A 25,177-nucleotide genomic window follows, 5' to 3' on the forward strand; every position below is an offset into this window, starting at 1 on the left:
TCCTTACTTATCAGATTCCGTCAGGCCCTTCACGAACCAGCTCTGGAAGAAAATCACGATGGCAACCGGCGGTGTCATGGCGATGATCGCCAAGGCCATCGCAAGGCCATAATCAGGGATATTGGCGCCGATCCAGACCTGCATAATCTGTTTGATCCCGCGCACCAGGGTGAACATGCTCTCATCGGTGGTCATCAATGTGGGCCACAGATACTGGTTCCAGCCAAAGACAAACATGATGATAAACATCGCCGCAATCATGGTCTGGCTCAGCGGCACCAGAATATCGACAAAGAATTTCAGCGGCCCCGCGCCATCAATGCGCGCAGCCTCCAACAGCTCCTCGGGCACCGATTTAAAGAACTGGCGGAAGTAGAATGTGCCAGTGGCCGAGGCAATCAGCGGAATGATCAGGCCAGGAAACGTGTTCAGCATGCCCAGCGATTGCACCACCTCATAGGAGGGCAGAATGCGCACTTCCAGCGGCAGCAGCAGCGTGGTGAAAATCATCCAAAACGCAATGGTGCCAAAGCGGAAGCGGAAATAGACAATCGCATAGGCCGCCATCATCGAAATCACGATCTTGCCCACGGCAAATCCAATGCCAAGAATGAAAGAATTCATCAGCATCCGCGCGCCATCAACGGTCTTGGTAAAGCCACCTTTTTCAAACATGGCTTTGTCGTAGTTCTCCAACAGCTTGTCACCAAAGAAGAACTGGATGCCTTCTTTGTGGATGGTCACATTGTCAAAGCTTGAGGTGGTCAGCACCATCAACACCGGCAACAGCATCAAAAGCGAGCCGGCAATCAGGATGGCATGATCGCCCACCAGCCGCCATTTGATCGCTCTTTTGCGGCGCCGAGGGGTGGTGGTATGTGTCTCTATTACAGTCATTTCTACACGCCTCAGTTATAGTGGACTCTGCGTTCCATAAATCGGAACTGGAACACGGTGAGCACCAAAACAAGCACCATCAAGATAACCGACTGCGCCGAGGATCCACCCAGATCATTGCCGCGGAACCCATCCAAAAACACCTTGTAGACCAGCGTGATCGGGTTGTTGCCCGGCTCGCCCTTCAACACGATGTCGATGATGCCAAACGTGTCAAACAGCGCGTAGGTGATATTGATGATCAGCAGGAAAAAACCGGTTGGCGCCAGCAGCGGGAAGGTGATCGAAAAGAACCGGCTTACCGATGAGGGATCATCAATGATCGCCGCTTCGCGCACGCTGCGCGGGATCGACTGCAGCCCCGCAAGGAAGAAGATGAAATTGATCGGGATCTGTTTCCACACCGAGATCATAATGATCGCCGTGGCGGTATCCCAGTAATCCACGCCAATTTTCAGATCCCAGCCAAAGAAACCCGCCAGATGGGTAAGCGGCCCAAGGCTTTGGTCAAACAGCAAGATCCCCATCAGCCCCGCAACCGGGGGCGCAATGGCGTAAACCCACATCAAAAAGATCCGATAGGATTTGGCCCCGCGAATGATGTTATCGGCCTTCACCGCCAAAAGCAGCGCTAAGGCCAGCGAAAAGAACGCCACCAATACTGTGAAAATCAGGGTGAACTGGGCGATATTGCCATATTCAGAGCCTGAAACCACATCGCGGTAATTGTCGAACCCCACAAAGGTGGAGCCAAATCCAAACGGGTCTTCCAGATAAAACGACGATCGGATCGCCTCGGCCGCAGGCCAGTAAAAGAACAACATGATGATCGACAGCTGCGGTATCAGCAACAGATACGGAAACAGCGGTCGAGAGAATTGCACACGCTTCATTCTTGTCTCCCTAAGGGGCAGGCGCTTTACAAAAAAACGACGGACCATTGCTGGTCCGCCGCGTGGGGGTGGGGCTTAAATTAGCCCTGGGTTTTGGCAAAACGTGCCAAGAGCTTGTTGGCGTCTTCCTCGATGGTTTTGAACGCATCTTCTACAGATGTTTCACCAGCCAGGATCTTGCCATATTCACGGTTCATCACGTCACGCACCTGAACATAGAAACCCATGCGGTAACCTTTGGTGTTTTCACCAGAAGGCAGGGTTAGCTGTTTGATGCCGATTTCAGCAGCAGGCGCGCGGTCATAGTGGCCGTCGGTTTTTGCCAGCTCATAGGCAGCGTTGGTGATCGGCACATAACCGGTTTCTTTGTGCCAGTAATACTGGGTCTCAGGCGAGGTCAGGAAGCGGAAGAATTCAGCGGTTGCTTTGTTTTCTTCAGCCGATTTGCCAGCCATCGCAAACAGCGCCGCGCCACCGATAAAGGTGTTGGTTGGCTCTGCGTTTACACCTTCCCAATAGGGCAGGTAGGTCGCGGAGAAGGGGAACTCAACGGTTTTGGCCAGACCACCAAAAGAACCGGAAGAGCCGAGCCACATGGCAACGTCACCCTGCTCGAATGGTTTCTGGTTGTCGCCCCAGCCGGTGCCGTAATAGCCAAACAGGCCATCGTCGAGCCAGGATTTAACTGCGGTGAAGTGGGACTTGATCGCGTCGTTGTTCACCAGGATCTTGGTCTCACCGTCGCCATAGCCGTTGTCGTTGGTTGCAAACGGCAGGTTGTGGCGCGACATGAAGTTTTCGGTAAAGATCCATGGCAGGTGCGACTGTGCCAGCGGCGTGTAGCCAGCTTCTTTCAGCGCGGGCGCGGTCACAGACTGGAACTCTTCCCAGGTCTTAGGCGCCGATACGCCAGCTTTTTTCAGCGCGTCTTCGTTGAAATAAAGGATCGGCGTGGATGAGTTGAACGGCATGCCAACCATCTTGCCTTCGGTGTCCGCATAGAAGTTGCGCACGCCAGAGATATAGTCGTTGGCGTCAAACGCTACGCCATTGTTGACCAGCAGATCCTGTGCCGGGATCACCGCGCCTTTTGCGCCGATGATGGTGGCGGCGCCAGCGTCAAACACCTGGATGATGTCAGGCTGTTCACCCGCACGGAAGGCTGCGATGCCTGCGGTCAGGGTTTCTTCATAGTTGCCTTTGTAGACAGGAACCAAGGAATAGTCGTCCTGGGAGGCGTTAAAATCGGTTGCGATTTCGTTCACAACCTCACCCAGACGACCGCCCATGGCGTGCCAGAATTCGATTTCGGTTTTGTCAGCAAATGCTGCGGTGCTCACGAAAGTGAAGACGGAGGCCGTCAGTACGGACTTCAGATTCATTTCTATCTCCTTCGACCAGGCTGGGCGAGCGGCCGCAGCGGTCCCCTGTGACAATTGGTGTGGTGTTTGCGTCACCTACAAAACGGCCCATTAAGCAACTTGTGTGACGTTCATGTGAAGTTATGTGCCGCTCACTTGGACATTTTTTAAGTAAACCGTCAAGTCTGGTTGGAATTTCGCCCAAAAGTTACGTTGGGACTGAATTTTACCAATTGGTCAAAGCTCTGCGTATGAAGGAAAAAAATCGAAAACAACTGTGATCGAATTGGTGATTCTATTCTTCTAAATGGCGCAGAGTACGCGTTATTTCGGTTCATTTGCCAAAGTTGATGTCGATCCTTCGAATCGTCTCTGTTGGTTTGCGAATGATGGGCTGGGATCTCAGCCTGGATACGCCGTTGAAATTGCGTGGTTGATAAGTGTGCCTATGTTCATATGAGCAATAGTGAACATTTCCGCACATCTGCTGCGCGAGGCATATGTGAATTTTTTGTGTTAACGTCCCCGTGAACGCGAAGTGCTGATTGTTGTCGCCGCAGGTCTATTATGAGATGTGCAGGCTGTTCGCGTTCGGCGCGTAGTAAACTGTGAACGGGTCACAAGGACGAGGGAGCCAAGGGATGCAGCAGCAAGCCCATCAGCTGGAAGACGCCGTGCGGGTGCAGTCAGTGATCACCTGGTTGGTGGATCGTGGTCTCAAAGGCGCCAGTCAGGAAGAGCTGCTGCAGGGTTATTGCGACCGCATGGTGGATCTTGGTGTGCCGCTCTGGCGCTTTTTCCTGGGTCAGCGCGCCTATCACCCGCGCTACGGCAATATCGGCTTCAACTGGATGGCAGATGAGGGCGTCACCTCGCAGGTGTTTGAATATACGGAAACCCCGTCGGATGACTGGCTGCAAAGCCCGCTCTACCATCTCATTGAGCGCGGTCTGTATGATCTGCGCTTTGATCTGGAGCAGGGCAGCGAATACCGTGATTTCCCGCTGCTTGTGTCATTGCACGATCGCGGCGCCACCGACTATCTGGTGAAGCGGCTCAAATTCTCTGATGAGGTCTGGACGCTTGAGACCACCAAAACCATCGCCGAAGGTGTGCTGCTCAGCCTTTCGACCAATCGCAGCGGTGGGTTCTCCGATTCCGACATGAGCCTGATCGAACTCAGCCTGCCGCATCTGGGGCTGGCGCTGAAATCCTCGGCCAACCGGCGCATGGCCAGTGATCTGCTCAAGGTCTATCTGGGGCGTGATGCCGGGCAGCGGGTGCTTTCGGGAGAGATCCAGCGCGGCTCCTCGCGCGAAATCAATGCGGTGATCTGCCTGTTTGATCTGCGCGATTTCACCGGCTTGGCCGAACAGATCCCAGGCCCCGCGCTGATTGAGATGCTCAATGACTACTTCGGCCTCGCGGTTGCCGCGATTCAGGCCAAGGGCGGCAATATCCTCAAATTCATGGGCGATGGCATTATGGCGATCTTTGATCTTGGCGATCTGGAGGCAGATGCCAAGGCCGCGCTCGATGCTGCAACCACCCTTGGGGCCGAGGTGCGCCAACGCAATCAGGAACGCAGCAATGACGGGCTGCCGGTCACCGATTTCACCCTGGCGCTGCACGCGGGCAGTATTCACTACGGCAATATCGGCGCGGACAACCGGCTTGATTTCACCGTGATTGGCCCGGCGGTGAACCTCACCGCACGCCTCTCTGACATGCACACCTCGGTTGGGCGCAATATTATTGTCTCAGAAGATGTGCAGCGCGTGGCAGGTGACAGCCCCCATGATCTGGTGTCGCTGGGGCGCTATATGCTGCGCGGGGTCTCCAAACCGATTGAGCTTTATACCATCTACTGCCCCGACCAGTGTGAGTGACGCGCGCTGCGCCTTGGGCCATGCACGCGCAGCATCTGCGACCATTTGGGTATCGCAGCGGGGTTCCAATCGCCGCTATGGTGGCGCAACGAATCCTACGCTGTATCTGGGAGAGGGCCCGTGGTCCGCTATATCTATCTGCTGCTGTTCAGCCTGCTGGCTGTGTGCGCCCAGGCTGACCCTCTGGCTGACCCCAAGGCCGCAATACCGGTCACGCCGCAGGACGCAGATCTGCGGGTCATTGTGGAACGCAGCGATCAAGAGCTTTCGTTCTTTCTTGCACTGCCGGTGGATCAGATGGAGCCGCTGCTGGGCACCGATCTCAGCATTATCTTCAGCGATGATGGCAAGCTGCCACTGGATGATTTCCAGCGTGATGGCAGCTTTGAGCTGGCCGATGATGTCTTTGCTGCCGTCAGCGGCGCAGTGGGTGGTACCGCAGCCATCTTTGATCCCATGTCGATGATGCTGCACCCCAACGCCTCGGCCTTGCCGTTTTCAGATCCGTTTGATGGCATACTCTCCACCTCGGTGTGCGGCGTGTTTATTGCCCCCGAAGATCAGGTGCCCGAACGCATGACCGCCTATTACGGTGGGATTTTCCTCAATGTGGCGCCCAATGCCCCGGTGCAGCTGGATTTCCCCAAAACCGGCCGTAGCGCGATCACGGTCAAGCTGCGCCAATATGATGACAGCGGCTTTGTGGGGGAAACAACGGTTGCGTTGCCCGATGGCGGCGCGCTGGTTCTGTTTGAACCCTGGTTCAGCCGGTCACAGGTCGCGCTGGCCTATCTGTTGGGGCTGGTGATTGTGCTGCTGGCAGGGTTTCGTTTCCGTCAGGCTTCACGGCGCGCGGCGCTGTGTTGACGGCAGCGTTTAGGTGAATTCAGCCGCGATCGCTGTCACCCCAAATTCCACAGGTCCTTCTTCGCAGCCGGGGCCAAAACAGGCCGCGGTGATCGGCTGATCCAGATCCGGGAAATGATAGACGGCGTTTACGCAAAACGGCCCCGCGCCGGAATGCCCCATCACCCGGCCAAGCCCGTTGACCGTTCCCGCCATGAGCCCCAACCCATAACCACATTCTGCCCAGGGTCGCCCCGGCAATGGGCCACCCAAAGGGGTGGTGCGCGTCATTTGCATCACTGTGTCTGGCTGCAACAACCGGCCACGAAACAGCGCATCCAGCAGCCGACAGGCATCTGCGGCGGTGCCGACCAGACAGCCGTGATAGACCCAGTTCGGATCATAATCTGCGGCCTCAGGCCAATGCAGCCTGACAAATTGTGCTTGGGTTTCAGCAAATTCCACGCTTTTCAGTGCAAGCGGTTCGGTGATCTCTTGCTGGATTACGTCACCAATAGGTTGCCCGCATGTCGCCTCAATCAGCTCACGCAGGAACATGTAGCCCACGTTGGAATAAGACCAGCCATCACCGGGTTCAAACAACATCCCCCGCGACCGCGCCACATCCAGCATCTGTTGCCGGGGCCAGGCCGGGCCACCTGCGCGCACCGCCGCGCCATATTCGGGAAACTGGCCATAATCAGGCAGCCCCGCCGAATGGTTGATCAGCTGACGCAGGCTATAGCGTTGCCCCACCAGCGGCGCATCCAGCTCAAGCTTGCCACGCTCCACCAGCCTCAACGCGCAGATCGCCAGCACGGTTTTGGTAAAGCTCCAATAGGGAAACAGCGCATCAGGGCAGTCAGAGCGCACCGCCTCACCGGTTTCTGTGATCAGAAAGGCGTGATGCGCGACCATGTATCCCTCGTGCAGATTAGATGTCGATCTTAACCTCTGGCAGCTCCAGAGCCTTAAGCATATCACGCAGCTCCTGACGTGCTGCCACATTGGAGATATTGAGCTGTTTGACGCCGATGTCTTTTAGATCCAGCAGGGTCAGCCCGCGTGGGAACAGCTCGCGGAAGATCACCCGCTCGGAAAAGCCCGGCGCAACCCGAAAGCCGATGCGTTTTGACAGCATCTTTACTGCGCGTTCCATCTTTTCCTTGTTGACCATGCGCTGGGTGCCAACCCGGTTGCGTATCACGATCCAGTCGATCGGTTTTAGCCCCGCCTGCGATCGCAGCTGGCGCGCGTTCCACACCATTTCGGAATAGACCGACGGGCCAAGGATCTTTTCGCCTTTTTGGTCGGTGCGGGCCAGCAGGTCGAAATCCACAAAACTGTCATTCAATGGGGTGATCAGCGTGTCCGCCAATGAGTGCGCCACCTGGCTGAGCCGGGTATGAGAGCCGGGGCAGTCGATCAGGATGAAATCAACCCGTGGCTCCAGCTCGGAAATGGCGGCGGACAGGCGGTGATCATAAGCGTTTTCGCCGGGGCCAAGGGTGGTTTCGTCGATTTCCGGCAGCTCATGCATTTCAATCAAAGGCAGATCGATGCCGGTGTCCGCGATGAAAGCCTTGCGGTTTTCCAGATAGCGCCCCAGCGAACGCTGCCGCAGATCCATGTCGAGCGCCGCCACCGAATGCCCCGCGCGCGCCAGTGCTGTGGCCACATGCATAGACACGGTTGATTTGCCGGCACCGCCCTTTTCGTTCCCCACAACGATGATATGCGCCATGACTGCCCCGTTACCCCAGATATTGCAGAAACTTTGTTGTGACCAACCATAGCTTGTTGTGAATCAAAGGGGAAGATTGCAGGCGAAAACTACGGTGGATTATTGATCGGATCGTAATCATCTGCCCACAAACGAAAAACGCCGCCCCAAAGGGAGCGACGTTTCGATGCGAAACCATAAGGTCGGCTGATTAGAAGCCCAGACCTTCGTATTTCTTTTTGAACTTGGATACGCGGCCACCGGCGTCCATCAGACGGGTGGAGCCACCGGTCCAGGCCGGGTGTACCGAAGGATCGATGTCGAGCGCCAGCTGGTCGCCTTCGGCGCCCCAGGTGGATTTCATTTTGACGATGGTGCCATCGGTCATTTTGACGTCGATGAAGTGGTAGTCGGGATGTGTATCGGCTTTCATTGAACCACTCCTTAGGCTTTTTTGGGCTTGTAGTTGGTGTCTTCAGCAATACGTGCGGATTTACCACGGCGCGAACGCAGGTAGTAAAGCTTCGCACGACGGACGCGACCACGGCGTACAACGGTGATGCTGTCGATGTTGGTGGAGTGCAGCGGGAATACGCGCTCTACGCCTTCACCAAAAGAAATCTTGCGAACGGTGAACGAGCCAGCGATGCCAGAACCGTTTTTACGAGAGATGCAGACACCTTCGTAGTTCTGAACACGCGAACGCGAACCTTCGGTTACTTTGTAGCCGACGCGAATGGTGTCACCGGCTTTGAAATCGGGGATCTCGTTCCCCAGGGCGGCAATTTGTTCCGCCTCAAGCTGTGCGATCAGATCCATCTGACCTTCTCCTATTTTGCTCGTGGTTTTTCCACGAAGGTGATTTTTCGTCCCAGAGCTCTGCGCCTTCACCGGGTCCACGGGTTTCGCATCGAAACCGTGCCCGCCAGAGATGATCCGAATTCTTTATCTCGGCCTTCTGCGTTCTATCCCCATCGAAAGAAATGGAGCATGGCGAATACAAAAAGATCCGGGCGACTCATCACAAGCCCCGGATGGGCGGTGTTTAGGCGTAAAAGCCCAAGTTTGCAAGGAGGTTTCGCAGCGAAACGGTTGCCGATGCCGCGCGCGCAGAATGGGAAAATCTTAACCAATCGCACCGCAGGAAACATAGGGCTGCGCGTAGTGTCCGCGCTGAGCAGCTATCACATTCGCGTAAGCTCTGTTGCAGCAACTTGTCTGTGCCAGATGGGATGAATAGAGATCTAACCGTTAAATGCAGCCTTAGTGGGTTACTTGTGCGTGCAAACAAAGATGGCGGAGCAGCTCCGCATCTTGGTCAAAGCCGCACGCTGGCCGCCCAAATGGGGCGGTTGTGACCTGCAGCGCGCCAATTTGAGGCGCGTGTGGTTGCTGTTTTGACCGGGAAGGTGGGTGTGACGGCCTTTCTGCAATTTGAGAGCTTTCTTGTTGGGGCCGCGTTGCGCCAACCCAGATCCTGCGGAGACTAGAATGAAATTTTTCAACTTCCTGTTTGGCAAACGCGAAGCGGCGCCAACTGTGGCCACCAAGGCTGATGTAAAAAAGATCCTGCATATTGTGGCGTCGCCGCGTGGTGCGGATTCGCAATCGTCCAAGCTGGCCGAGGCCTATCTGCAAGCGGCAAAGGCAGAAAACCCCAATGTTGTGGTGGATGTGCTGAACCTGTGGGACGAAGACCTGCCAGAGTTTGATGGTGATAAAGCTGCTGCCAAGATGACGTTTTTTGGCGTCGGCGAAATGGATGGCCAGCGCCAGAGCGCCTGGGATCAGATCGTGGCAATCACCCAGCGTTTCACCGAAGCTGATGAATATGTGCTGTCGGTGCCGATGTGGAATGGCGGCATTCCCTACCGTCTGAAGCAATATATCGACATTATCACCCAGCCGGGTCTGACCTTTGGTTTTACACCAGAGAGCGGCTATGGCGGGCTGCTGCAGGAAAAACGCGCGCGGGTGTTTTACACTGCGGGTGTTTATGCGCCGGGCGCGGATCCAAAATACGGCGATGATTACCACTCGGCCTATCTGCGGTGGTGGCTTGAGCTTGTGGGTGTCACCGACATTGAAGTTGTCCGGTTCCAGCCATCGTTGATGACTGCGGATCAGGCTGGGGATCAGAACGCGGCTGCGGCGCGCTCTGCTGCGCTTGCGCGCCAATAAGAAGACTAAAACCCGGTAAAAGAGCACAGATCAGGCGGGGAAACCGGCCTGATCTTTTTTATTGGCACCGCGCGCGCGTTTTTTATCGGCACCGCACGCGCGGTGGGTGGTGTGAGGGGGCTACCCTTTTGAGGTCTTGGCCTCATGGGCCTGCCACAGATCCGGGCGGCGTTCCTGGGTGATTCGCTCACTCATCTCGCGGCGCCATTTTTCCACATTGCCGTGGTGGCCCGACATCAAAACATCAGGGATGTCGCGGCCCTTCCAGCTGGCGGGGCGGGTGTATTGCGGGTGTTCCAAAAGACCTGAGGAAAAGCTTTCTTCCTCGGTTGAGGCCTGATTGCCCAAAACACCGGGAATAAGACGCACGGTGGCGTCAATCAGCGCCTGCGCGGCCAGTTCGCCGCCGGTCATGACAAAATCGCCCAGCGAGACTTCTTGGATGCCGTAATGTTCAAGCACCCGTTCATCGACGCCTTCAAAGCGGCCACAAAGCAGGGTGATGCCATCACAGCGCGCCAGGTTCTGCATCATCGCCTGATCCATGCGACGGCCGCGCGGCGACAGGTAGATCAGCGGCCAGTTGCCGCTGGTGCCCGCCATTGTGTGTTCAATCGCATTGCCCAAAACATCCGGGCGCAGCACCATGCCCGCACCGCCGCCTGCGGGGGTGTCATCGACATTGCGGTGTTTTCCCACCCCAAACTGGCGCAGATCGGTGGTTTCGAGCTGCCATAAACCTTGTTGTAAGGCTTTACCGGTCAGGCTTTCACCCAGCACACCGGGAAAGGCTGTGGGAAACAATGTCATCACCTTGGCTTTCCACACGCCCACCAGATCCGGCGTTGGCGTGATCAGCTCTCGCGGTTTCAAAGTGGGGCGAATGGTCTTGCGACCGTGGGATTTATTTGGTGAGGTCATGGCATGCTGTTTAATTCAAACCGGCGCATGCGCAATAGAAAGCTTTGATTTGTGAGTACGGACGTTTCTCCTGATTCTGCGCCATTGAGCCCCTGGGAAGAGGTTCAGGCCACCACCCAAACCTATTGGCCAGGCATTGCCCGCGATCTTGAGCTGCCGGTGGAGGGGGTAAAATTTCAGCGCCTTGGGGTGAACCTGTTTGCCGATCATCAGCGTTGTGTCTTGTTGGTGAGCTTGCCCGATCAGCGCCGCTATGTGTTGCGCGCAGAGTTCAGCGGTGTGCGTGCCGCGCGTGAGCAGCGGGTGCTGAAGCGGATGCGGCGTGATGCCGAAGCGCTGAAGGCGGCAGCGGGCGTTATGGTGCCCGAAATCCTGTGGCAGCATGAGAGCGAGGCCATTGTGCTGATGGAGCTGTGCCCGGGCACCACCATGCATCAGGAGCTGACCTATTGTGATCTTGGCTTGGGCAACCGTGCCAAAGTGGTGGAGCGGGTGGGCGCGGCGCTGTATCAGCTGCATCAGGCGTCGGGATTTGAGGAGCAGCAGTTCTGGCCCCGGGTGCATCTGGATCAGGTCCGGGCCAAGGCGGAAGATCTGCGCAGCCAATCCTGCGAGATCCGCAGGCAGCCAAAGTTTCTAGGGCTTAGTGCTTATCTGCATCGGGCGGGACGGCGCGCGCGGGGGCTGAGCTATCAGAGCGCTTTGGAGCATGGGGATTTGCACATGTACAATGTGCTGATCTCTGACGAGCAGATTTCATTCATCGATTTCAACAACACCCACGCACGTATGCCCTATCACGACATTGCGCGCATGTGGCTGCAGAATTGCCCGGATCATCTGGCCCCGCGTGGCACAGAAGAAGGGCTGGGGGCGGTGGCCGCAGAAGACTGGGACGCGTTTTCGCGCGGCTATGGCGTGGATCTGCAAAATGATCCGGTGTTTCAGTTCTGCTTTGCCCTAAGGATCTGGCGGCAATGGCAAGCCTTGCCGGAGCCAGATGAGGCATTCCCAACAGCCGAACAGGCGAAGGAAAAGGGGCTTTTGCGCGCGTTCAACTGGCTGATCGCGCATGAAGTGGATGACCCAGATTGATCAGAACAGCCCTTCGGGGGGATCTGCGATAATGCGGCCCTGGTCCAGATCTACGGTGGGCACTGCCGCCAGGGTAAAGGGCAGGAGCACGGTGGTTTTCAGCCCCGGGCCCTGCAGTTCCAGCAGATCGCTGGCACCGTGGTTCAAGACGGCTTTGACGGTGCCCAAAAGCGCGCCGCCGGTGTCGTAGACTTCAAGCCCGATGAGATCAGTATGGTAGTATTCATCATCGGGCAGTTTGGGCATGCGCGCGCGTTCAATGAACAGGCGCAGGCCTTTGATGGCATCCGCGTCTTCTTTGGTTTCTACACCGCTGATGCGGGCGGAAAAGCCGTTTTTGATCGCGCGGCTCAGGGTGAGCGTATAGCTCTGGCTGCCATCTTCGCTGGAAAGCGGGGAGTAGTCGAAGATCTCTTCGGGGATGGTGCAGAAGCTTTTGATACGGATTTCACCGCGTACCCCAAAGGAGCCAGCCACCGCGCCCACACAGATCAGATCGCTCATCGTTTTATTTCCCAACACAATAGCCCGCAGGGCCCCATTGGCCGCCGCTTTGGTTACATAGGTCGCGTTGGTGATAACGTTCAAACAGGATGCCTGCAACAAAGGCCACCCCAATCAGGATGATCAGGCGGAACATACGGAAAAAGATCATCGGATTTCGATCGGTAGCTCGCCCAGGCGTTCTTCCCAGCCGACCTGTTGCAATTCAGGGGTGAGTGCAACGCGTTCGGGATAGCCAATGCAGAAATACCCGATGAGTTTCCAGTCTTCGGGCACGTCGAGATCGCGGTTCATCTGTTCGGGGTCCAAAATGGAAACCCAGCCCAGACCCAGCCCTTCGGCGCGCAGCGCCAACCAGAACAGGGTGATCGCAGTGACCACGGAATAGCGGCGCATCTCAGGCATGGTTTTGGCACCAAGACCGCTGCCCTGCTGGGTGCCATCATCGCAATAGACCGCAATCTGCTCGGGCGCGTTTTGCATGCCGGAGAGTTTCAGACCGGCATAAAGCGCAGCCTTTTCACCGCTGTAGCCAGACAGCGCCTCGTCATTGGCGGATTGAAAATTCTTGAGGGCGGCTGCGCGGGCGGGGGCGCTTTGCACCCGGATTACGCGCCAGGGTTCGCTGAGCCCCACGGATGGGGCCATTTGAAACGTGTTGAGGCAGCGCAAAAACGCTGCCTCATCAATTGGATCCGTAAGAAAACGGCGAACATCACGCCGGAGCAGCATCAACAGCTCCAGCTGGCTGCGGAAGTCGTCTGTAAACTCAGTCCTCTCCCGCAGATCCATGTGATTACTCCGCTGCTGCTTCTTCGGTGGCTTCAGCTGCTTCTGCGGCTTTAGCTGCTTTTTCTTCTGCGCGCTCTTGTGCTTTCTTGCCAGGAACCGCTTTTTCAGGGTTGTTGCGCTCTTTTTTGGCAACAACACCAGCAGCTTCGAGGAAGCGGGATACACGATCGGTTGGCTGTGCGCCCTGGTCCATCCAGTATTTGATGCGTTCCAGGTCCAGTTTCACGCGCTCTTCGCTGTCTTTCGGCAGGAGCGGGTTGTAGGTGCCCAGCTTCTCGATGAAACGGCCGTCACGCGGCATGCGGCTGTCAGCAGCAACAACGCGGTAGAAGGGGCGTTTTTTGGAGCCACCACGGGCCAGACGGATTTTCATTGCCATTGTTTCGTTCTCCTTAGGCATATTACAACTTATAGGCGCGTAGCCGACAAGCTGTTTTCTTGAGTTTTGTGTTTTGGGTTTGTGGCAGTGTCTGCCTCACCGCAGGCCTTGGGGAAGCGGGCTTCCTTTGGGCGCAGCATGAGGGATGCGTGATGCATGTCCCCATATGTGGAAAGCTGGGAAATTGCGGTGATCTCTCCCAAACCACGAAATTCGACAACACCTTGGGGGGAGGCCCCGTTGGTGTGGTCCAACTTCCAAATGTCACCACCGCAGCCCGCCATGCAAACAGCGCGCGACAGGGCTGTCGCGGTCTGTGCCGCGGCCAAAGACGGCACGGCTGCAAAGGAATGGGGGTGCGGTTGCAACATTTTATTCCTGATGTTTTTTGTGGTGCTGAATGACTTCAGCAATGATGAAGTTGAGGAAGTTTTTGGCAAACTCCGGGTTCAGATCGGCGCGTTTTGCCAGATCTTCGAGCCGGGCGATTTGTTTTTCCTCACGCGCAGGGTCAGAGGGGGGCAGATCATGTTCTGCCTTCAGCTTGCCCACGGCCTGTGTGTGTTTGAACCGCTCGCCCAGAGTGTACACCAAAATGGCGTCCAGCCGGTCGATGCTTTCACGATATTCTTTCAGCAGCTCCGCTGCGCGGGCCACATCTGTGGGTGCAGGATTAGTCAAGAGCCCATCCTTTTGGTTTGAACAGCGGGTCGGCGTAATGGCCGATTTCCATTTCGATGCCATGTGCCAGCTGGCTGTTGTTGAGTTCAGCCGGGCTGGGGTGACGGTAAACCGCGTCATTGCCATCAACGGTGGCGGCGTCATGGTCTTTCACCGCGCCGAGCCGTTCCGCGAGGCGGATTGAATCGAGGTTTTTAGGGTCGAGATAGCTGACAGCGGTGTTCCAGCCTTGGGATTTGTAGAAATAATCCCGTGCGGCATGGGTGGCTTCCAGCGCGTAGCCCTTACCTGCGGCGCCGGGCCAGATGATCCAGGCGATTTCCGCTTCGGGCCAGCCTGCGGGCTGCCAGCCACCGGCCATGCCGTAGGTTTCATCTGTAGCCTTGTCGTGGATCATCCACATGCCAAAACCACGCACCTGCCAATGGCCGATTTCGGCGGCAAACAGCATCCAGCTTTCATACGGGTTGAGCGGGCCACCCATAAAACGCGACCGATATGAGGCAAATGTGGCCTCAAAATTCGGATAGCCCTCGGCGGTGGGGCCGCGCAGGATCAGGCGTTTGGTTTCCAGGGTCGGGATGGTGGTTGTCATTGCGCCACCCCCTGTTTTGGATGCCGCCAGATCTGGCAGGGTTTTTCAAAAAACTCCCGGTCACGTTCATGGGTTGCGCCCAGGCGCTGAGCCAATGCGGCAGAGCGGGTGTTGTCTGGGTCGATATATGAGATCACCCCATCAAGACCAAGATGTGCAGCCCCATAGGCGCGCGCAGCTGAGGCGGCTTCAAAGGCGATGCCTTTGCCTTCGGCGGCACGGTAAACATGCCAGCCCAGTTCCGGCTCATCCCAGCTTTCGTGATAGATATGGCCCACGCGCCCCAGCGGGGTGCCATCGGATTTATCCGCAACCAGCCACATGCCATAGCCCCGGATAGCCCAATGGCCGATGGTGCTGGTGAAGCCACGCCAGGCCTGAAAGCGATCCTGCGGCCCACCGATGAATTTGGCCCGATCAGAGGCCATGAATTCCGCGTGGGCGTCAAAATCAGATTCCTGCGGCGCGCGCAGGATAAGGCGATCGGTTTCCACTGTGGGGATCATCAGCTTCATGCGTAGGCCTCCACCGATCCATCCGTGGCGGGGAAATGGCGGTAGACCAGATCTTCGGGGTCTTCGCCCTGCGCATTCGAATCCAGTTCAGCGCCAAGGCGTTTTGCCAGCGCAATGGAACGCGCGTTTTCGGGATCGATATAGCTGACGAGGGTTTGCAGGCCGAGGGTTTCAAAACCCCAGTCGCGCGCGGCCTCAGCCGCTTCAAAGGCGTAGCCCTTGCCCTCATGGGGGGGGAAGATGGTCCAGCCCAGTTCGATTTCGGGGAAACGTGGCGGCTTGTTGATGCCGACCTGGCCGATCAGTTCACCACTGTCACGCAGTTCAACCGCCCAGGAGCCAAAGCCCAGCCAGTCCCAACTGATGGTTTCCGCGGCGATCCAGCGAAACAGTTCGTCATGGCTGATAGGCCCACCCATATACTGCGCCCAGTCGGATGCGAAATGGGGCGCCATCGCGGTGACATCCGTCATCACGTGATGGCGCAGTCGCAGGCGCTGGGTTTCTATGGTGGGCGCGGTGGTCATTCGGAGACCTCACGCAGCATGTAAGTTACTGCATTTGGCAGCCATTCAGGGGCAGCCGCATCAGAGAGATTTGCCCCCAAACCTTCGGCCAATGCACGTGATTTGCGGTTTTCCGCCTCGATGCGAATGATGAACTCAGGCCAATGCGCATCAATGAGGAAGTGCTGGGCTACGGCCCGCGCAGCCTCCAGAGCAAAGCCCTGACCTTCGGCCTCATCAGACCAGAGAGTCCAGGTCATTTCTGGGGGCTCATTGCGATCCATCGCCATCGGGCCAACATGACCAATGGGCGCGCCGCCATGTTCGATCACATAACGACCGAACCCGCGCAGTGTCCAATGGCCGATGATTGCGGCGAATTTGTTGAACGCGCTGACCGCATTAAAAGGCCCGCCCACAAACCGCGCGCGGTCTGATGCACAATAGGCCTCATAGGCGGGGAGGTCCCCGGCCTGAGGCTTGCGCAACGTCAGCCGTGCAGTGGTTATGATGGCGGGAGCCTGAATCACTTACTTTTTCTTTCCAAATCCAGCGAGACCGCCGGGCAGGCCCATGCCGCCGCCGAGGCCGGGCAGACCACCGGGGAGACCGCCTTTGCCGCCCATTGCTTTGGCGGCTGCTTCGAGCGCTTTGGGGTCCATTTGGCTGGGATCCATGCCACCCATATCAGGCATGCCACCTTTGCCGCCGAGCATGCCCTTCATGGCCTGCTTCATCATCTTGCCCTTGCCCATTTTGGACATCTTTTTCATGACGTCCGACATCTGGCGGTGCATTTTCAGCAGTTTGTTCAGATCCGCGACCTGCATGCCCGCACCGGCTGCGATGCGTTTCTTGCGGCTTGCCTGCAACAGCGCGGGGTTGGCGCGTTCTTTTTTGGTCATGGAGTGGATGAGCGCGATCTGGCGTTTGATGACGTTGTCGTCAAAGCCCGCTTCATCGACCTGTTTGGCCATTTTACCCATGCCAGGCATCATCTGCATCATGCCCTGCATGCCGCCCATCTGCTGCATCTGTTCCAGCTGCATGCGCAGGTCATTCATATTGAAATGACCTTTCATCATGCGCTTCATCATCTTTTCGGCTTTTTCAGCCTCGATGGTTTCCTGCGCCTTTTCCACCAGGGCAACAATGTCACCCATGCCGAGGATCCGGCCGGCAATACGGTCGGGCTCAAAGGTTTCAATGGCGTCCATCTTCTCGCCGAGACCAACAAAGCGGATCGGCTTACCGGTGACTGCACGCATCGACAGCGCCGCACCACCACGGCCGTCACCATCCATACGGGTCAGAACCACGCCGGAGATGCCAACCTTGGCGTCAAATTCTTCGGCCACTTCAACCGCAACCTGACCGGTGAGCCCGTCGACCACCAGAAGGGTTTCGCGTGGCTCAACCGCGTTGCGGACCTGTTCGACCTCATCCATCAGCACTTCGTCGATGTGCAGACGACCGGCAGTGTCGAGCATGTAAACGTCATAGCCACCCAGCATGGCCTGCTGTTTGGCGCGTTTGGCGATATCAACCGGTTTTTGGCCCTGAACAATCGGCAATGTGTCGACGCCGATCTGGGTGCCAAGCACCGCCAGCTGATCCATCGCCGCCGGGCGATAGATGTCGAGCGAGGCCATCAGGACCTTTTTGCCTTCTTTTTCTTTCAGGCGTTTGGCGAGCTTACCGGTGGTGGTGGTTTTACCAGAACCCTGCAGACCCACCATCAGGATCGGGGCAGGCGGGTTGTCGATTTTTAGTGCGCCGGGATCATCGGCACCGCGCAGCGTATCCACCAGCGCGTCATGCACGATTTTAACAACTTGCTGACCGGGGGTGATGGATTTGGTGACGGCCTGGCCGGTGGCCTGTTCCTGCACCTTTTTGATAAATTCGCGTGCAACCGGCAGCGAGACGTCAGCCTCAAGCAGGGCAACGCGGACTTCGCGCAGGGCGGTTTTGACGTCATCCTCAGAAAGGGCGCCCTGTTTCGTCAGCCGATCGAAGACGCTGGATAGGCGTTCGGATAGATTTTCAAACATGCCCGCGGCCTCCTTTGCCGGTTCTTTGTTGTGCCCCCAAATGTAGGGAGCGGATGGATCAGACGCAATCGCCAGCACCCAGATGCGCCATGATAACGCGCCAAGCACAAGCGCCCCCACGGGCGTAACACGCTGGTGGGGGGCGATCCCTGGCGAAAGCCTGGGACCGGAAGACTCAACAGACTCCCGGATAGTTAGGGGCGGGGTACGGGTTTTACGTGTCAGAGTCAAGCGAAGGAGCCAGCCACGCGTTCATCTGTGTCGCGGAATTGTGTAGTGATAGCGGGCGCGGCCTGCGCATAGGTTAGGCTGTTTTACTGATCGATATGGGGTGAGCGCCCGACGCCTTATCAGCGAAGGCCCCGATTTTTGGGTTTGCGCCGCACCGCAGGGCGAAGATTTTTGAATTTGGACGTTTGAAACTATGCAGAGATTTTGGGGCTTTTGCCGTTTTGCTTTTCAGGCCTTGTGGCCGTCATTTGTTTTGGCGGGTGGTTTGCTTGCGGTTTATTTCATGGCGCTTTCGGTGGGGATGGAGACCATTGGAGCGACGTTTCTGCTTGGATTTCCGATTGTCGCGAGCTTTGTCATTTTGAAGCTGCGCCCAAAGGGGCAAGCGCAGACCCTGTTGGGGGTCATTGCCTATATGTTCGGGATAATGATCTTGTCGATTATTGGCGCTTATGTGTTTGGGCTTGAAGGGTTGCTTTGCATTGTGATGGCCGTTGCCCCCTTGTTGTTTGGCACGCTGTTGGGGGGGATGATCTATGTTTTGTATCTGCGCATGAAAGACGCGAAACGCGGCGGGGCAAAGCTGGTTGTTGTTATGCCGCTGCTTGCTTTGATGGCGCTGGATGGTGGGTTGAAAAGCCTGGATCCCAAGGTCCATTCGATTTCAAATCATGTGGTGATCGCGGCGCCGCCTGAGGTGGTGTTTGGCATGCTGAAATCGATTCCTGATATTCGCCCGGAAGAAGTTGCCACACGGTTTTCGCATCTTTTGGGTGTGCCCAAACCGACCGAGGCGCGTTGGGTCATCGGTGCTGATGGGGCGGTTGTGCGGCATTCCCATTGGGGGCCTGAAGTGCATTTTCAGGAACGTATTGTTGAGGTGGTTGAGAACCAGAAGATTGCCTGGGAGTTCGAATTTCCCGAAGGCTGGGTCTCGGAGCGGATCGAAGACCCGCATGTGCGCGTTGGGGGGCAGTATTTTGATGTGCTCTCGGGTGGTTACGTGTTGCAGGATCTGGGCCAGCAGACCCGTTTGACCCTAACAACCCGGACCTGGGATCATTCCGGTTTGGGGTTTTATGCAACGTTCTGGCACCATTTCTTCATTGAGGACTTTCATGAGGTGGTGCTCGGCTTGGTCAAGGCGCGCGTCGAAGCGCTGTAGCCTTTTTGCGCCGAAAACGAGCGGCGTTGATGTGTGGGGTGCAGGCTTGGCCCTTGACGAGACCGGGCGGGTTGCGCGTAACATGGCAGATAGGGCCCGGCTGTCTAAGCGCGACAATAGCCGCGTTGACCCACAGCCCCCGGGCCGGGGCAGAAGACCCGTCAGGCAAGGTGTTTGGACCAGTGCGTCCTCCTATCAGCATGGGAGTGAGCAACAGGAGGCACCATAGCATATGCGCGTATTTACGGTAATGGGCCCGTCTCAGGCGGGGAAGACGACCCTTGTTCGGGCCATGGCAGGTCTGGACGGGGACGCTGGACAAAAACAAGAGGCTGCGGGTGTTGTGACCTTGCAGCCTTTTTCTTTCATGGAGGAAGACTGGGCCGCACTTGAGGTGACAGGCGGTGCAGAAAACCTGGCGCAGGCGGGGCCCGCATTGGCAGCAAGCGATGCGGCGGTGGTCTGTGTGCCATCAGATCCCAATCAGGCGGTTTTGGCCGCGCCCTATCTGCGCAAGGTCGAAGAGGCCGGACTGCCAGTGTTTTTATTCATCAACCGGATGGATCAGGCGCGGGAACGGGTGGCTGATATTCTAAGCGGCTTGCAGACCTATTGCGCCCATAATCTGGTGCTGCGTCAGGTGCCGATGCGCCGTGAGGGGCAGGTTGTTGGCGCGGTGGATCTGATTTCAGAACGCGCCTGGCAGTATCAGGATGGCAAACCATCCGCCCTGGTGAAAGTGCCGACAGAGATGCAGGCGCGCGAACAGGCAGCGCGGGCAGATCTGTTGGAAGTGATGGCGGATTTTGATGATGCGCTGTTGGAAGAGCTGGTTGAAGATCATGAAATCCTGGCCGCTGACGCCTATGATGTGGCGCGCAAACTGTTGCAGCATAGTGACGTGATTCCGGTGTTTTTAGGCATGGCTGAACAGTGCAACGGGGTGATGCGGCTGATGAAATCTTTGCGCCATGAGGCGCCATCGGTGGAACAGACGCTGGAGCGCATTTCGCCCAATGGCAATGTGGTGGCGGTGGGCTGTCTGGCGCAATCGGTCAAACATCTGGGCAAATCGGTGGTGTTGCGCGCGATGGGTGCGCCCTGCAGCAGCGGCAGCGCGGTGGCGGGTGAAGCGCTGGGCGGCCTGTCGATGGTTGCGCGCGGCGGCAATGGCACGTTGATGTCGGGTGATCTGGGCAAAGTGGTGAAATCGGATCATCTCAATATGGGCTACGCCTATCTGCGCGATGGGGCGCGGGCATTGCCGGATTGGGCGCAGCCCCGCCCGGCCACCTATCGTCGCCTGATCACCCCAATGCACCGCCGTGATGAAACCCGGCTGTCGGCGGCACTGGTGCGGCTGGGGGAGGTCGATCCTGCGATGCAGGTGGCGCAGGATGAGGCCACGGGGCAAACGATGCTGAACCTGCAGGGGCCGCAGCATTTGCGCCGGGTGATGGGATCGTTGCAGGATGAATTTGGCATTGAGGTCGAGGCGGAAAACGTGCCGCCCGCGCTGCGCGAAACCATCACCAAGCCGGTTGAAATCCATCACCGCCATCGCAAACAATCCGGCGGCGCGGGCCAGTTCGCCGATGTGGTGATGCAGATCAAACCAATGCCTCGGGGCAACGGGGTGAGTTTTGAGGAATGTGTCAAAGGCGGTGCAGTGCCAAAAAACTATATCCCCGCGGTGGAGGTCGGCGCACGCGAGGCGTTGCAGCAGGGGTTGAACGGACATCCCATTGTGGATGTGGCGATCACCTTGAAAGATGGCAAACACCACTCAGTCGATAGTTCTGATTTTGCCTTTCGTACGGCTGGTAAAAACGCCATGCGCGAGGCCCTTGCAGAGGCGGGCGTTGTATTGCTGCAGCCGATTGTAAAGGTGGCGATCCATGTGCCTTCGGTGTTTTCCGGGGCGTTGGTGCCGGTGGTCAGTGGTATGAAAGGGCAGATCCTGGGCTTTGAATCTGAGGATGGCGTAGCCGGTTGGGATCTGTTTGAAACGCTTCTGCCGATGGCAGCGCAGGATGAGCTGTGCAGCGCCCTGGCCAGCGCCACACGGGGCACCGCCTGGTTTGACAGCGGCTTTGATCACTATGAGGAGGCGCATGGGCGCTGAGAAACGCCGCCTGTGAACTTGCCAGCGATGTGGTCAGCGATGTAGGGCGGGGCAAACACATGTACGAAAGTCCCGCCCATGGATGCTTCATCGCTTTATCAAGATAGCCTGCCCACCAGCTCAGACGCGCTTTTGGCGCAGCTTCAGGCGTGGGAATTGCCCTATGTGCTGCATGAACATGTGCCGCTGCGCACGGTTGAAGATGCCAAACAGGTCGAGGCTGATCTGACCCAGCCAGGCGAAAAAGCGTTTCGGATCAAAAACTTCTATCTGCGTGATCGCAAGAAGCGCAATCACCTGCTGACGCTGGAACAGGATCGCGAGGTGGATCTAAAGGCGCTGGCGGCGGAACTGGGGCTTGGCAATCTCAGCTTTGGATCGGCGGATCGTCTGTTGGAGAACCTTGGTATTCGCCCCGGCGCGGTGAGCCCGCTGGCGATGATCAACGGGGTTGAGAAAGGCGTGAGCTTTTATCTTGATCAGGCGGCGCAAGAGGCGGATGTGATCTATATGCATCCGCTGGTGAATGATCGCACCGTTGCAATGGCGCGCGCGGATCTGATGCGTTTCCTTGATCGCATTGGCTGTACGCTCAGCTGGATCTAAATGCGGCTTTGGTGAACTCCCTGGTTCACGTTGCGATTGCGGCAGCGCGCTTAAACCTTATAGTCGCTGCAAAAATACACCTTCGTTGAAGAACGCAGGCGTATGAGTGTCGCGAGGTTTGATCATGGACAATTGGGATGAGGTGCGTACCGCCTATCAGGTGGCGCGGCTGGGGACAGTCAGCGGCGCTGCCGAGGTGCTTGGTGTGCACCACGCCACGGTGATCCGCCATATCGATGCAATCGAAACGCGGCTTGGGGTGAAATTGTTTCAACGTCATGCCCGTGGCTATACACCAACAGAAGCGGGTCAGGATCTGCTGCGGGTGGCGCAGGCCACCGATGATCAGCTCAACCAGCTGGTTGGGCGGCTGAAAGGCCAGGGCGATGATGTATCTGGCGAATTGGTGGTCACTTCGGTTGAAAGCATGTCGAGTGTGCTGGTGCCGCTGTTGGCCCGGTTTCAGGAAGAACATCCCAGCCTGACCATTCGGTTTCTGACCGGTGCGCGCCTGTTCCGGCTGGAATATGGCGAGGCCCATGTTGCGATCCGCGCCGGTGCGGTGCCGGATCAGCCTGACAATGTGGTGCAGCCGTTTCGCAAACAGCGCTTTGCGCTTTATGCCCACCGTGACTATCTGGCGGAACATGGTCCCTTTACCGGCGTTGAAGACATGGCAAAGCACCGTTTTGTCTGTGACGATGATACCATTTCCAAAGCGCCGTTTTCGCGTTGGATGCGCGAATACGCCCCTGAAGGCACCCGTAAGTTCCGGGTGAGCAGCATGAATTCGATCCTGCATGGTATTCTTTCTGGCGCAGGTATTGGTTTTGCCGCCTGCTGGGATGCGGATAAATACCCCGATCTGGTACAGGTGCTTGAGCCACGCGATGAATGGCAGGCCCCGCTGTGGCTTGTGACCCATGTGGATCTGCACCGTACCTCTAAGGTGCAGACCTTCCTGACGTTTTTGAAAAACGAAGCCAAAACATGGGGCTGAGCCGCGCTGAGTGGCAGGGGCATGGGGCAATGCTGCTGGTCTCTGGCTTGGTTGGGGGCTCGTTCTCGGTCGGGGGGCAGATCGCCGGTGAAGTTGACGCGGCCGCGCTCAACGCGCTGCGCTTTGCCGGGGCTGCGGTGATTGTGGGGTTGCTGGTTGCCACCACCACCGGGTTTCAGGCGCAAAGCTTTCGCGCGCCCTGGCGTTTTGTAGTGCTGGGGAGCATCTTTGGCGGCTACTTCATTTTGATGTTTTACGGCTTGGAGCACGCCAGCGCGATTTCAACCTCGGCTGTATATACGCTGATCCCGATGCTGACGGCGGGGTTTGGCTGGTTGATCCTGCGGCAGGTGACCACTGTGCGTATGGCGGTGGCGCTGGTGGTTGGGGCGCTGGGCGCGATCATTGTGATTTTTCGCGGCGAATTTGATCTGTTGCTGTCGTTTCAGGTTGGGCAGGGCGAGGCAGTGTTTTTCATCGGCTGCGTGGTGCATGCCATCTACACGCCGTTGATGCGCAAGCTGAACTGGGGCGAAACGGCGGCCAGTTTCACCTTTGGTGTGCTGATTGCGGGCGCGTTGGCCCTGACGGCATTTGGCTGGGGGGACATTCGCAGCATCGACTGGACCGCGCTGGGGCTGAAGGTCTGGGGCTCGATCGCCTATCTGGCGGTGTTTGCCAGCGCTGTAACCTTTGTATTGCTGCAGTTTGCGGTGTTGCGCCTGCCTTCGGCCAAGGTGATGGCCTATAGCTATCTGGTGCCAAGCTGGGTCATTCTGTGGGATCTGGGCTTTGGCATTGCGCCGCCCAGTGGGATTGTCATCCTTGGGCCGGTGCTATCGGGGCTTGCGCTGCTGATGTTGTTGCAAAACGATGATGCGCGGTTGGATTAGCCGGGGGTGATGTCCGCAGTTGCATCGTCGCCAAGTTCGGTTTCAAGGAAGCGTTCAAAATCATCCAGATTGACCGGTTCAAACTGGCCAAACCCCTGCATCCAGACAGAGGCCGCGCGCAGCGCATCGGGTTGCAGTTTGCACCATTTCACCCGGCCGCGTTTTTCCTGCGCGATGAGCCCTGCACGGGTCAGGATCGTCAGATGTTTGGAAACCGCAGCAAGCGACATATCAAACGGCTCAGCCACATCTGTGACGGCCATGTCATCTTCGAGCAGCATGGACAGGATCGCGCGCCGAGTGGGGTCGGCGAGGGCTGCAAAGACGGTGTCGAGAGTGTCGCTCATGAGGGACACATGTAAACCGCAAGCTTCGGATCGACAATCCCGCATAAGAAGCAGATAAGCATTGCAACGAACAGGAGGCGGATATGGCGCTGCGATATTGGTTGATCATCATCATACTGGGCGTGGGCTGGGGCATGTCTTTTATGTTCAACGCCATCCTGTTGCGTGAGTTTGGCCCGTTTACCATTGCCGCTGGTCGGGTGGGTTTTGGCGCGCTGGGCTGCTGGATCTATCTGGTGGCCAGTGGGCGCTCTGGTCGGTTGCCGGTGAAAATGGCGCTGGCGCTCGCAGCATTTGGCGCGCTGAGCTATGCGGCACCGTTTACGTTTTACGCGCTGGGCCAGCAGCATATTGCCAGCGGTGTTGCGGGAATCGTGAATGCCACAACGCCAGCATTTGCTGTGGTGGTGTCGCATTTCTGGCCCGGTGGCGAGCGCGCGACCACGTTCAAAACCATGGGGGTTCTTTGTGGGGTAATGGGTATTGTGGTGCTGTCGTTGCCGTTGTTGCAGCAGGGGCAGGGCACTGCGGTCTGGGCGGTGATCATCACCATGGGCGCACCGGTGTGTTATGCGTTTTCCGTTAATCTGAGCCGCATGTTCTTGGGTATCGACCGGGTCGCCATGGTGGCCTGGGCGCTTTTGGGTGGTTTTCTGTGTCAGCTGCCATTGGTGTTGGTGCTTGAAGGCGTTCCCCAAAGCCTGTCGGTGCAGGCGCTTGGCTCTTTTGTGTTCATCGGCTTTGTGCTGACAGCGGCGGCCTTTATTGTGTTTTACTGGGTGTTGCCCAAAGTTGGCCCCACCAATATCACCCTGCCCACTATGATCGCCCCGGCCTCGGCGCTGTTTTTCGGCAGCTTTATCCTGCGTGAACCTTTGGGCTGGTCGCATGCAATGGGCTTTGGCTTGATCCTGTTTGGTTTGCTGTTGATTGATGGTCGTCTGTTTCGGGCTCGCCTGCAAAAGGCGTAACGGGTGG

Annotated in this window: 29 protein-coding genes; 10 read left to right on the forward strand and 19 right to left on the reverse strand. The window is 57.3% G+C overall.

Features of this window, described 5'->3' with window-relative positions; translation table 11 throughout:
* Nucleotides 1–3 precede the first annotated feature (3 nt).
* The 3 genes from GG681_RS05655 to GG681_RS05665 form a co-directional block, all read right to left on the reverse strand.
* Entirely contained in the window at nt 4–897 is an 894-nt protein-coding gene (locus tag GG681_RS05655; protein WP_153545956.1) for an ABC transporter permease subunit, read from the reverse strand.
* An 11-nt stretch (nt 898–908) separates the two neighbouring features.
* Nucleotides 909–1,790, reverse strand: coding sequence for an ABC transporter permease subunit (locus tag GG681_RS05660; protein WP_153545958.1), 882 nt, complete (start codon nt 1,788–1,790; stop codon nt 909–911).
* Between the two features lie 80 nt (nt 1,791–1,870).
* A complete protein-coding gene (locus GG681_RS05665) occupies nt 1,871–3,172 on the reverse strand; it encodes an extracellular solute-binding protein (RefSeq protein WP_153545960.1) in 1,302 nt (433 codons plus the stop codon).
* Nucleotides 3,173–3,792: 620 nt separating this feature from the next.
* Here GG681_RS05665 and GG681_RS05670 point away from each other — a divergent pair.
* Entirely contained in the window at nt 3,793–5,040 is a 1,248-nt protein-coding gene (locus tag GG681_RS05670) for an adenylate/guanylate cyclase domain-containing protein (protein WP_153545962.1), read from the forward strand.
* A gap of 120 nt (nt 5,041–5,160) precedes the next feature.
* Complete coding sequence (locus GG681_RS05675) at nt 5,161–5,907, forward strand: hypothetical protein (protein ID WP_153545964.1); 747 nt, start codon at nt 5,161–5,163, stop codon at nt 5,905–5,907.
* 9 nt (nt 5,908–5,916) lie between these two features.
* On the opposite strand, the gene GG681_RS05680 is transcribed toward GG681_RS05675, so the two are convergent.
* From GG681_RS05680 to rplS, 4 genes are all read right to left on the reverse strand, one after another.
* Complete coding sequence (locus tag GG681_RS05680; protein WP_153545966.1) at nt 5,917–6,804, reverse strand: serine hydrolase domain-containing protein; 888 nt, start codon at nt 6,802–6,804, stop codon at nt 5,917–5,919.
* A 16-nt stretch (nt 6,805–6,820) separates the two neighbouring features.
* Nucleotides 6,821–7,630, reverse strand: coding sequence for a division plane positioning ATPase MipZ (locus GG681_RS05685; protein ID WP_153545968.1), 810 nt, complete (start codon nt 7,628–7,630; stop codon nt 6,821–6,823).
* Nucleotides 7,631–7,820: 190 nt separating this feature from the next.
* Nucleotides 7,821–8,042 (reverse strand): 50S ribosomal protein L31, encoded by a 222-nt coding sequence (gene rpmE / locus GG681_RS05690; RefSeq protein WP_153545970.1) that lies wholly within the window; start codon nt 8,040–8,042, stop codon nt 7,821–7,823.
* 11 nt (nt 8,043–8,053) lie between these two features.
* Nucleotides 8,054–8,428 carry a 50S ribosomal protein L19 gene (gene rplS, locus GG681_RS05695; RefSeq protein WP_153545972.1) on the reverse strand — a complete coding sequence of 125 codons (375 nt, stop codon included), beginning with the start codon at nt 8,426–8,428 and terminating at the stop codon, nt 8,054–8,056.
* 672 nt (nt 8,429–9,100) lie between these two features.
* Between rplS and GG681_RS05700 the strand changes: the two genes are divergently transcribed.
* Nucleotides 9,101–9,790: an FMN-dependent NADH-azoreductase gene (locus tag GG681_RS05700; RefSeq protein ID WP_153545974.1), complete on the forward strand. Its 690-nt coding sequence runs from the start codon at nt 9,101–9,103 to the stop codon at nt 9,788–9,790.
* Nucleotides 9,791–9,910: 120 nt separating this feature from the next.
* Here the strand turns inward: GG681_RS05700 and trmD are convergent, their stop codons facing one another.
* Complete coding sequence (trmD, locus tag GG681_RS05705; protein WP_153545976.1) at nt 9,911–10,711, reverse strand: tRNA (guanosine(37)-N1)-methyltransferase TrmD; 801 nt, start codon at nt 10,709–10,711, stop codon at nt 9,911–9,913.
* A 51-nt stretch (nt 10,712–10,762) separates the two neighbouring features.
* Here trmD and GG681_RS05710 point away from each other — a divergent pair, with 51 nt between their 5' ends.
* On the forward strand, nt 10,763–11,806 hold the full coding sequence (locus GG681_RS05710) for a phosphotransferase family protein (RefSeq protein WP_153545978.1): 1,044 nt from the start codon (nt 10,763–10,765) through the stop codon (nt 11,804–11,806).
* Here the strand turns inward: GG681_RS05710 and rimM are convergent, their stop codons facing one another.
* The 10 genes from rimM to ffh form a co-directional block, all read right to left on the reverse strand.
* On the reverse strand, nt 11,807–12,310 hold the full coding sequence (gene rimM / locus GG681_RS05715) for a ribosome maturation factor RimM (protein WP_153545980.1): 504 nt from the start codon (nt 12,308–12,310) through the stop codon (nt 11,807–11,809).
* A gap of 4 nt (nt 12,311–12,314) precedes the next feature.
* Nucleotides 12,315–12,461 (reverse strand): hypothetical protein, encoded by a 147-nt coding sequence (locus GG681_RS17670; RefSeq protein WP_194287141.1) that lies wholly within the window; start codon nt 12,459–12,461, stop codon nt 12,315–12,317.
* The gene (gene bluB / locus GG681_RS05720) at nt 12,458–13,102 is read right to left on the reverse strand and encodes a 5,6-dimethylbenzimidazole synthase (protein WP_153545982.1); all 645 of its coding nucleotides are present in this window, start codon (nt 13,100–13,102) and stop codon (nt 12,458–12,460) included. The genes GG681_RS17670 and bluB overlap by 4 nt, the downstream gene beginning before the upstream one ends.
* 4 nt (nt 13,103–13,106) lie before the next feature.
* Nucleotides 13,107–13,481, reverse strand: a complete 375-nt coding sequence (gene rpsP / locus GG681_RS05725; protein WP_153545984.1) for a 30S ribosomal protein S16 — start codon at nt 13,479–13,481, stop codon at nt 13,107–13,109.
* 372 nt (nt 13,482–13,853) lie between these two features.
* Nucleotides 13,854–14,162 carry a chorismate mutase gene (locus tag GG681_RS05730; RefSeq protein WP_235899736.1) on the reverse strand — a complete coding sequence of 103 codons (309 nt, stop codon included), beginning with the start codon at nt 14,160–14,162 and terminating at the stop codon, nt 13,854–13,856.
* Complete coding sequence (locus GG681_RS05735) at nt 14,155–14,757, reverse strand: GNAT family N-acetyltransferase (RefSeq protein ID WP_153545988.1); 603 nt, start codon at nt 14,755–14,757, stop codon at nt 14,155–14,157. Before GG681_RS05735 ends, GG681_RS05730 begins: the two co-directional genes overlap by 8 nt.
* Nucleotides 14,754–15,272: a GNAT family N-acetyltransferase gene (locus GG681_RS05740; RefSeq protein ID WP_153545990.1), complete on the reverse strand. Its 519-nt coding sequence runs from the start codon at nt 15,270–15,272 to the stop codon at nt 14,754–14,756. Before GG681_RS05740 ends, GG681_RS05735 begins: the two co-directional genes overlap by 4 nt.
* Nucleotides 15,269–15,799 carry a GNAT family N-acetyltransferase gene (locus tag GG681_RS05745; RefSeq protein ID WP_153545992.1) on the reverse strand — a complete coding sequence of 177 codons (531 nt, stop codon included), beginning with the start codon at nt 15,797–15,799 and terminating at the stop codon, nt 15,269–15,271. Before GG681_RS05745 ends, GG681_RS05740 begins: the two co-directional genes overlap by 4 nt.
* A complete protein-coding gene (locus tag GG681_RS05750) occupies nt 15,796–16,308 on the reverse strand; it encodes a GNAT family N-acetyltransferase (protein ID WP_153545993.1) in 513 nt (170 codons plus the stop codon). The genes GG681_RS05745 and GG681_RS05750 overlap by 4 nt, the downstream gene beginning before the upstream one ends.
* Nucleotides 16,309–17,832, reverse strand: a complete 1,524-nt coding sequence (ffh, locus tag GG681_RS05755; RefSeq protein ID WP_153545995.1) for a signal recognition particle protein — start codon at nt 17,830–17,832, stop codon at nt 16,309–16,311.
* A 424-nt stretch (nt 17,833–18,256) separates the two neighbouring features.
* Here ffh and GG681_RS05760 point away from each other — a divergent pair, with 424 nt between their 5' ends.
* The 5 genes from GG681_RS05760 to GG681_RS05780 all read left to right on the forward strand — a co-directional run bounded on the left by GG681_RS05760 (nt 18,257) and on the right by GG681_RS05780 (nt 23,852).
* Nucleotides 18,257–19,228: an SRPBCC family protein gene (locus GG681_RS05760; RefSeq protein ID WP_235899737.1), complete on the forward strand. Its 972-nt coding sequence runs from the start codon at nt 18,257–18,259 to the stop codon at nt 19,226–19,228.
* Between the two features lie 232 nt (nt 19,229–19,460).
* Nucleotides 19,461–21,353 (forward strand): elongation factor G, encoded by a 1,893-nt coding sequence (locus GG681_RS05765; RefSeq protein WP_153545997.1) that lies wholly within the window; start codon nt 19,461–19,463, stop codon nt 21,351–21,353.
* A gap of 78 nt (nt 21,354–21,431) precedes the next feature.
* A complete protein-coding gene (locus tag GG681_RS05770; RefSeq protein ID WP_153545999.1) occupies nt 21,432–21,959 on the forward strand; it encodes a prolyl-tRNA synthetase associated domain-containing protein in 528 nt (175 codons plus the stop codon).
* Nucleotides 21,960–22,083: 124 nt separating this feature from the next.
* Nucleotides 22,084–22,959: a LysR family transcriptional regulator gene (locus GG681_RS05775; protein ID WP_153546167.1), complete on the forward strand. Its 876-nt coding sequence runs from the start codon at nt 22,084–22,086 to the stop codon at nt 22,957–22,959.
* On the forward strand, nt 22,950–23,852 hold the full coding sequence (locus GG681_RS05780; RefSeq protein WP_153546001.1) for a DMT family transporter: 903 nt from the start codon (nt 22,950–22,952) through the stop codon (nt 23,850–23,852). Before GG681_RS05775 ends, GG681_RS05780 begins: the two co-directional genes overlap by 10 nt.
* Here the strand turns inward: GG681_RS05780 and GG681_RS05785 are convergent.
* Nucleotides 23,849–24,199 (reverse strand): ArsR/SmtB family transcription factor, encoded by a 351-nt coding sequence (locus tag GG681_RS05785; protein ID WP_153546003.1) that lies wholly within the window; start codon nt 24,197–24,199, stop codon nt 23,849–23,851. The two genes, GG681_RS05780 and GG681_RS05785, sit on opposite strands and share 4 nt — an antisense overlap.
* Nucleotides 24,200–24,282: 83 nt before the next feature.
* On the opposite strand from GG681_RS05785, the gene GG681_RS05790 reads away from it, so the two are divergent.
* Nucleotides 24,283–25,170 carry a DMT family transporter gene (locus tag GG681_RS05790; protein WP_153546005.1) on the forward strand — a complete coding sequence of 296 codons (888 nt, stop codon included), beginning with the start codon at nt 24,283–24,285 and terminating at the stop codon, nt 25,168–25,170.
* The last annotated feature ends 7 nt before the right edge of the window (nt 25,171–25,177 follow it).

The organism is Tritonibacter aquimaris, from assembly GCF_009617595.1.
Taxonomy (GTDB): domain Bacteria; phylum Pseudomonadota; class Alphaproteobacteria; order Rhodobacterales; family Rhodobacteraceae; genus Epibacterium; species Epibacterium aquimaris.

Bases quoted from the DNA above. Each gene is read 5' to 3' on its own strand.
- GG681_RS05655 (WP_153545956.1), bottom strand. From the start codon at position 897: ATGACTGTAATAGAGACACATACCACCACCCCTCGGCGCCGCAAAAGA.
- GG681_RS05660 (WP_153545958.1), bottom strand. From the start codon at position 1,790: ATGAAGCGTGTGCAATTCTCTCGACCGCTGTTTCCGTATCTGTTGCTG.
- GG681_RS05665 (WP_153545960.1), bottom strand. From the start codon at position 3,172: ATGAATCTGAAGTCCGTACTGACGGCCTCCGTCTTCACTTTCGTGAGC.
- GG681_RS05670 (WP_153545962.1), top strand. From the start codon at position 3,793: ATGCAGCAGCAAGCCCATCAGCTGGAAGACGCCGTGCGGGTGCAGTCA.
- GG681_RS05680 (WP_153545966.1), bottom strand. From the start codon at position 6,804: ATGGTCGCGCATCACGCCTTTCTGATCACAGAAACCGGTGAGGCGGTG.
- GG681_RS05685 (WP_153545968.1), bottom strand. From the start codon at position 7,630: ATGGCGCATATCATCGTTGTGGGGAACGAAAAGGGCGGTGCCGGCAAA.
- rpmE (WP_153545970.1), bottom strand. From the start codon at position 8,042: ATGAAAGCCGATACACATCCCGACTACCACTTCATCGACGTCAAAATG.
- rplS (WP_153545972.1), bottom strand. From the start codon at position 8,428: ATGGATCTGATCGCACAGCTTGAGGCGGAACAAATTGCCGCCCTGGGG.
- GG681_RS05700 (WP_153545974.1), top strand. From the start codon at position 9,101: ATGAAATTTTTCAACTTCCTGTTTGGCAAACGCGAAGCGGCGCCAACT.
- trmD (WP_153545976.1), bottom strand. From the start codon at position 10,711: ATGACCTCACCAAATAAATCCCACGGTCGCAAGACCATTCGCCCCACT.
- rimM (WP_153545980.1), bottom strand. From the start codon at position 12,310: ATGAGCGATCTGATCTGTGTGGGCGCGGTGGCTGGCTCCTTTGGGGTA.
- GG681_RS17670 (WP_194287141.1), bottom strand. From the start codon at position 12,461: ATGATCTTTTTCCGTATGTTCCGCCTGATCATCCTGATTGGGGTGGCC.
- bluB (WP_153545982.1), bottom strand. From the start codon at position 13,102: ATGGATCTGCGGGAGAGGACTGAGTTTACAGACGACTTCCGCAGCCAG.
- rpsP (WP_153545984.1), bottom strand. From the start codon at position 13,481: ATGGCAATGAAAATCCGTCTGGCCCGTGGTGGCTCCAAAAAACGCCCC.
- GG681_RS05735 (WP_153545988.1), bottom strand. From the start codon at position 14,757: ATGACAACCACCATCCCGACCCTGGAAACCAAACGCCTGATCCTGCGC.
- GG681_RS05740 (WP_153545990.1), bottom strand. From the start codon at position 15,272: ATGAAGCTGATGATCCCCACAGTGGAAACCGATCGCCTTATCCTGCGC.
- GG681_RS05745 (WP_153545992.1), bottom strand. From the start codon at position 15,799: ATGACCACCGCGCCCACCATAGAAACCCAGCGCCTGCGACTGCGCCAT.
- ffh (WP_153545995.1), bottom strand. From the start codon at position 17,832: ATGTTTGAAAATCTATCCGAACGCCTATCCAGCGTCTTCGATCGGCTG.
- GG681_RS05760 (WP_235899737.1), top strand. From the start codon at position 18,257: ATGCAGAGATTTTGGGGCTTTTGCCGTTTTGCTTTTCAGGCCTTGTGG.
- GG681_RS05765 (WP_153545997.1), top strand. From the start codon at position 19,461: ATGCGCGTATTTACGGTAATGGGCCCGTCTCAGGCGGGGAAGACGACC.
- GG681_RS05770 (WP_153545999.1), top strand. From the start codon at position 21,432: ATGGATGCTTCATCGCTTTATCAAGATAGCCTGCCCACCAGCTCAGAC.
- GG681_RS05775 (WP_153546167.1), top strand. From the start codon at position 22,084: ATGGACAATTGGGATGAGGTGCGTACCGCCTATCAGGTGGCGCGGCTG.
- GG681_RS05780 (WP_153546001.1), top strand. From the start codon at position 22,950: ATGGGGCTGAGCCGCGCTGAGTGGCAGGGGCATGGGGCAATGCTGCTG.
- GG681_RS05785 (WP_153546003.1), bottom strand. From the start codon at position 24,199: ATGAGCGACACTCTCGACACCGTCTTTGCAGCCCTCGCCGACCCCACT.
- GG681_RS05790 (WP_153546005.1), top strand. From the start codon at position 24,283: ATGGCGCTGCGATATTGGTTGATCATCATCATACTGGGCGTGGGCTGG.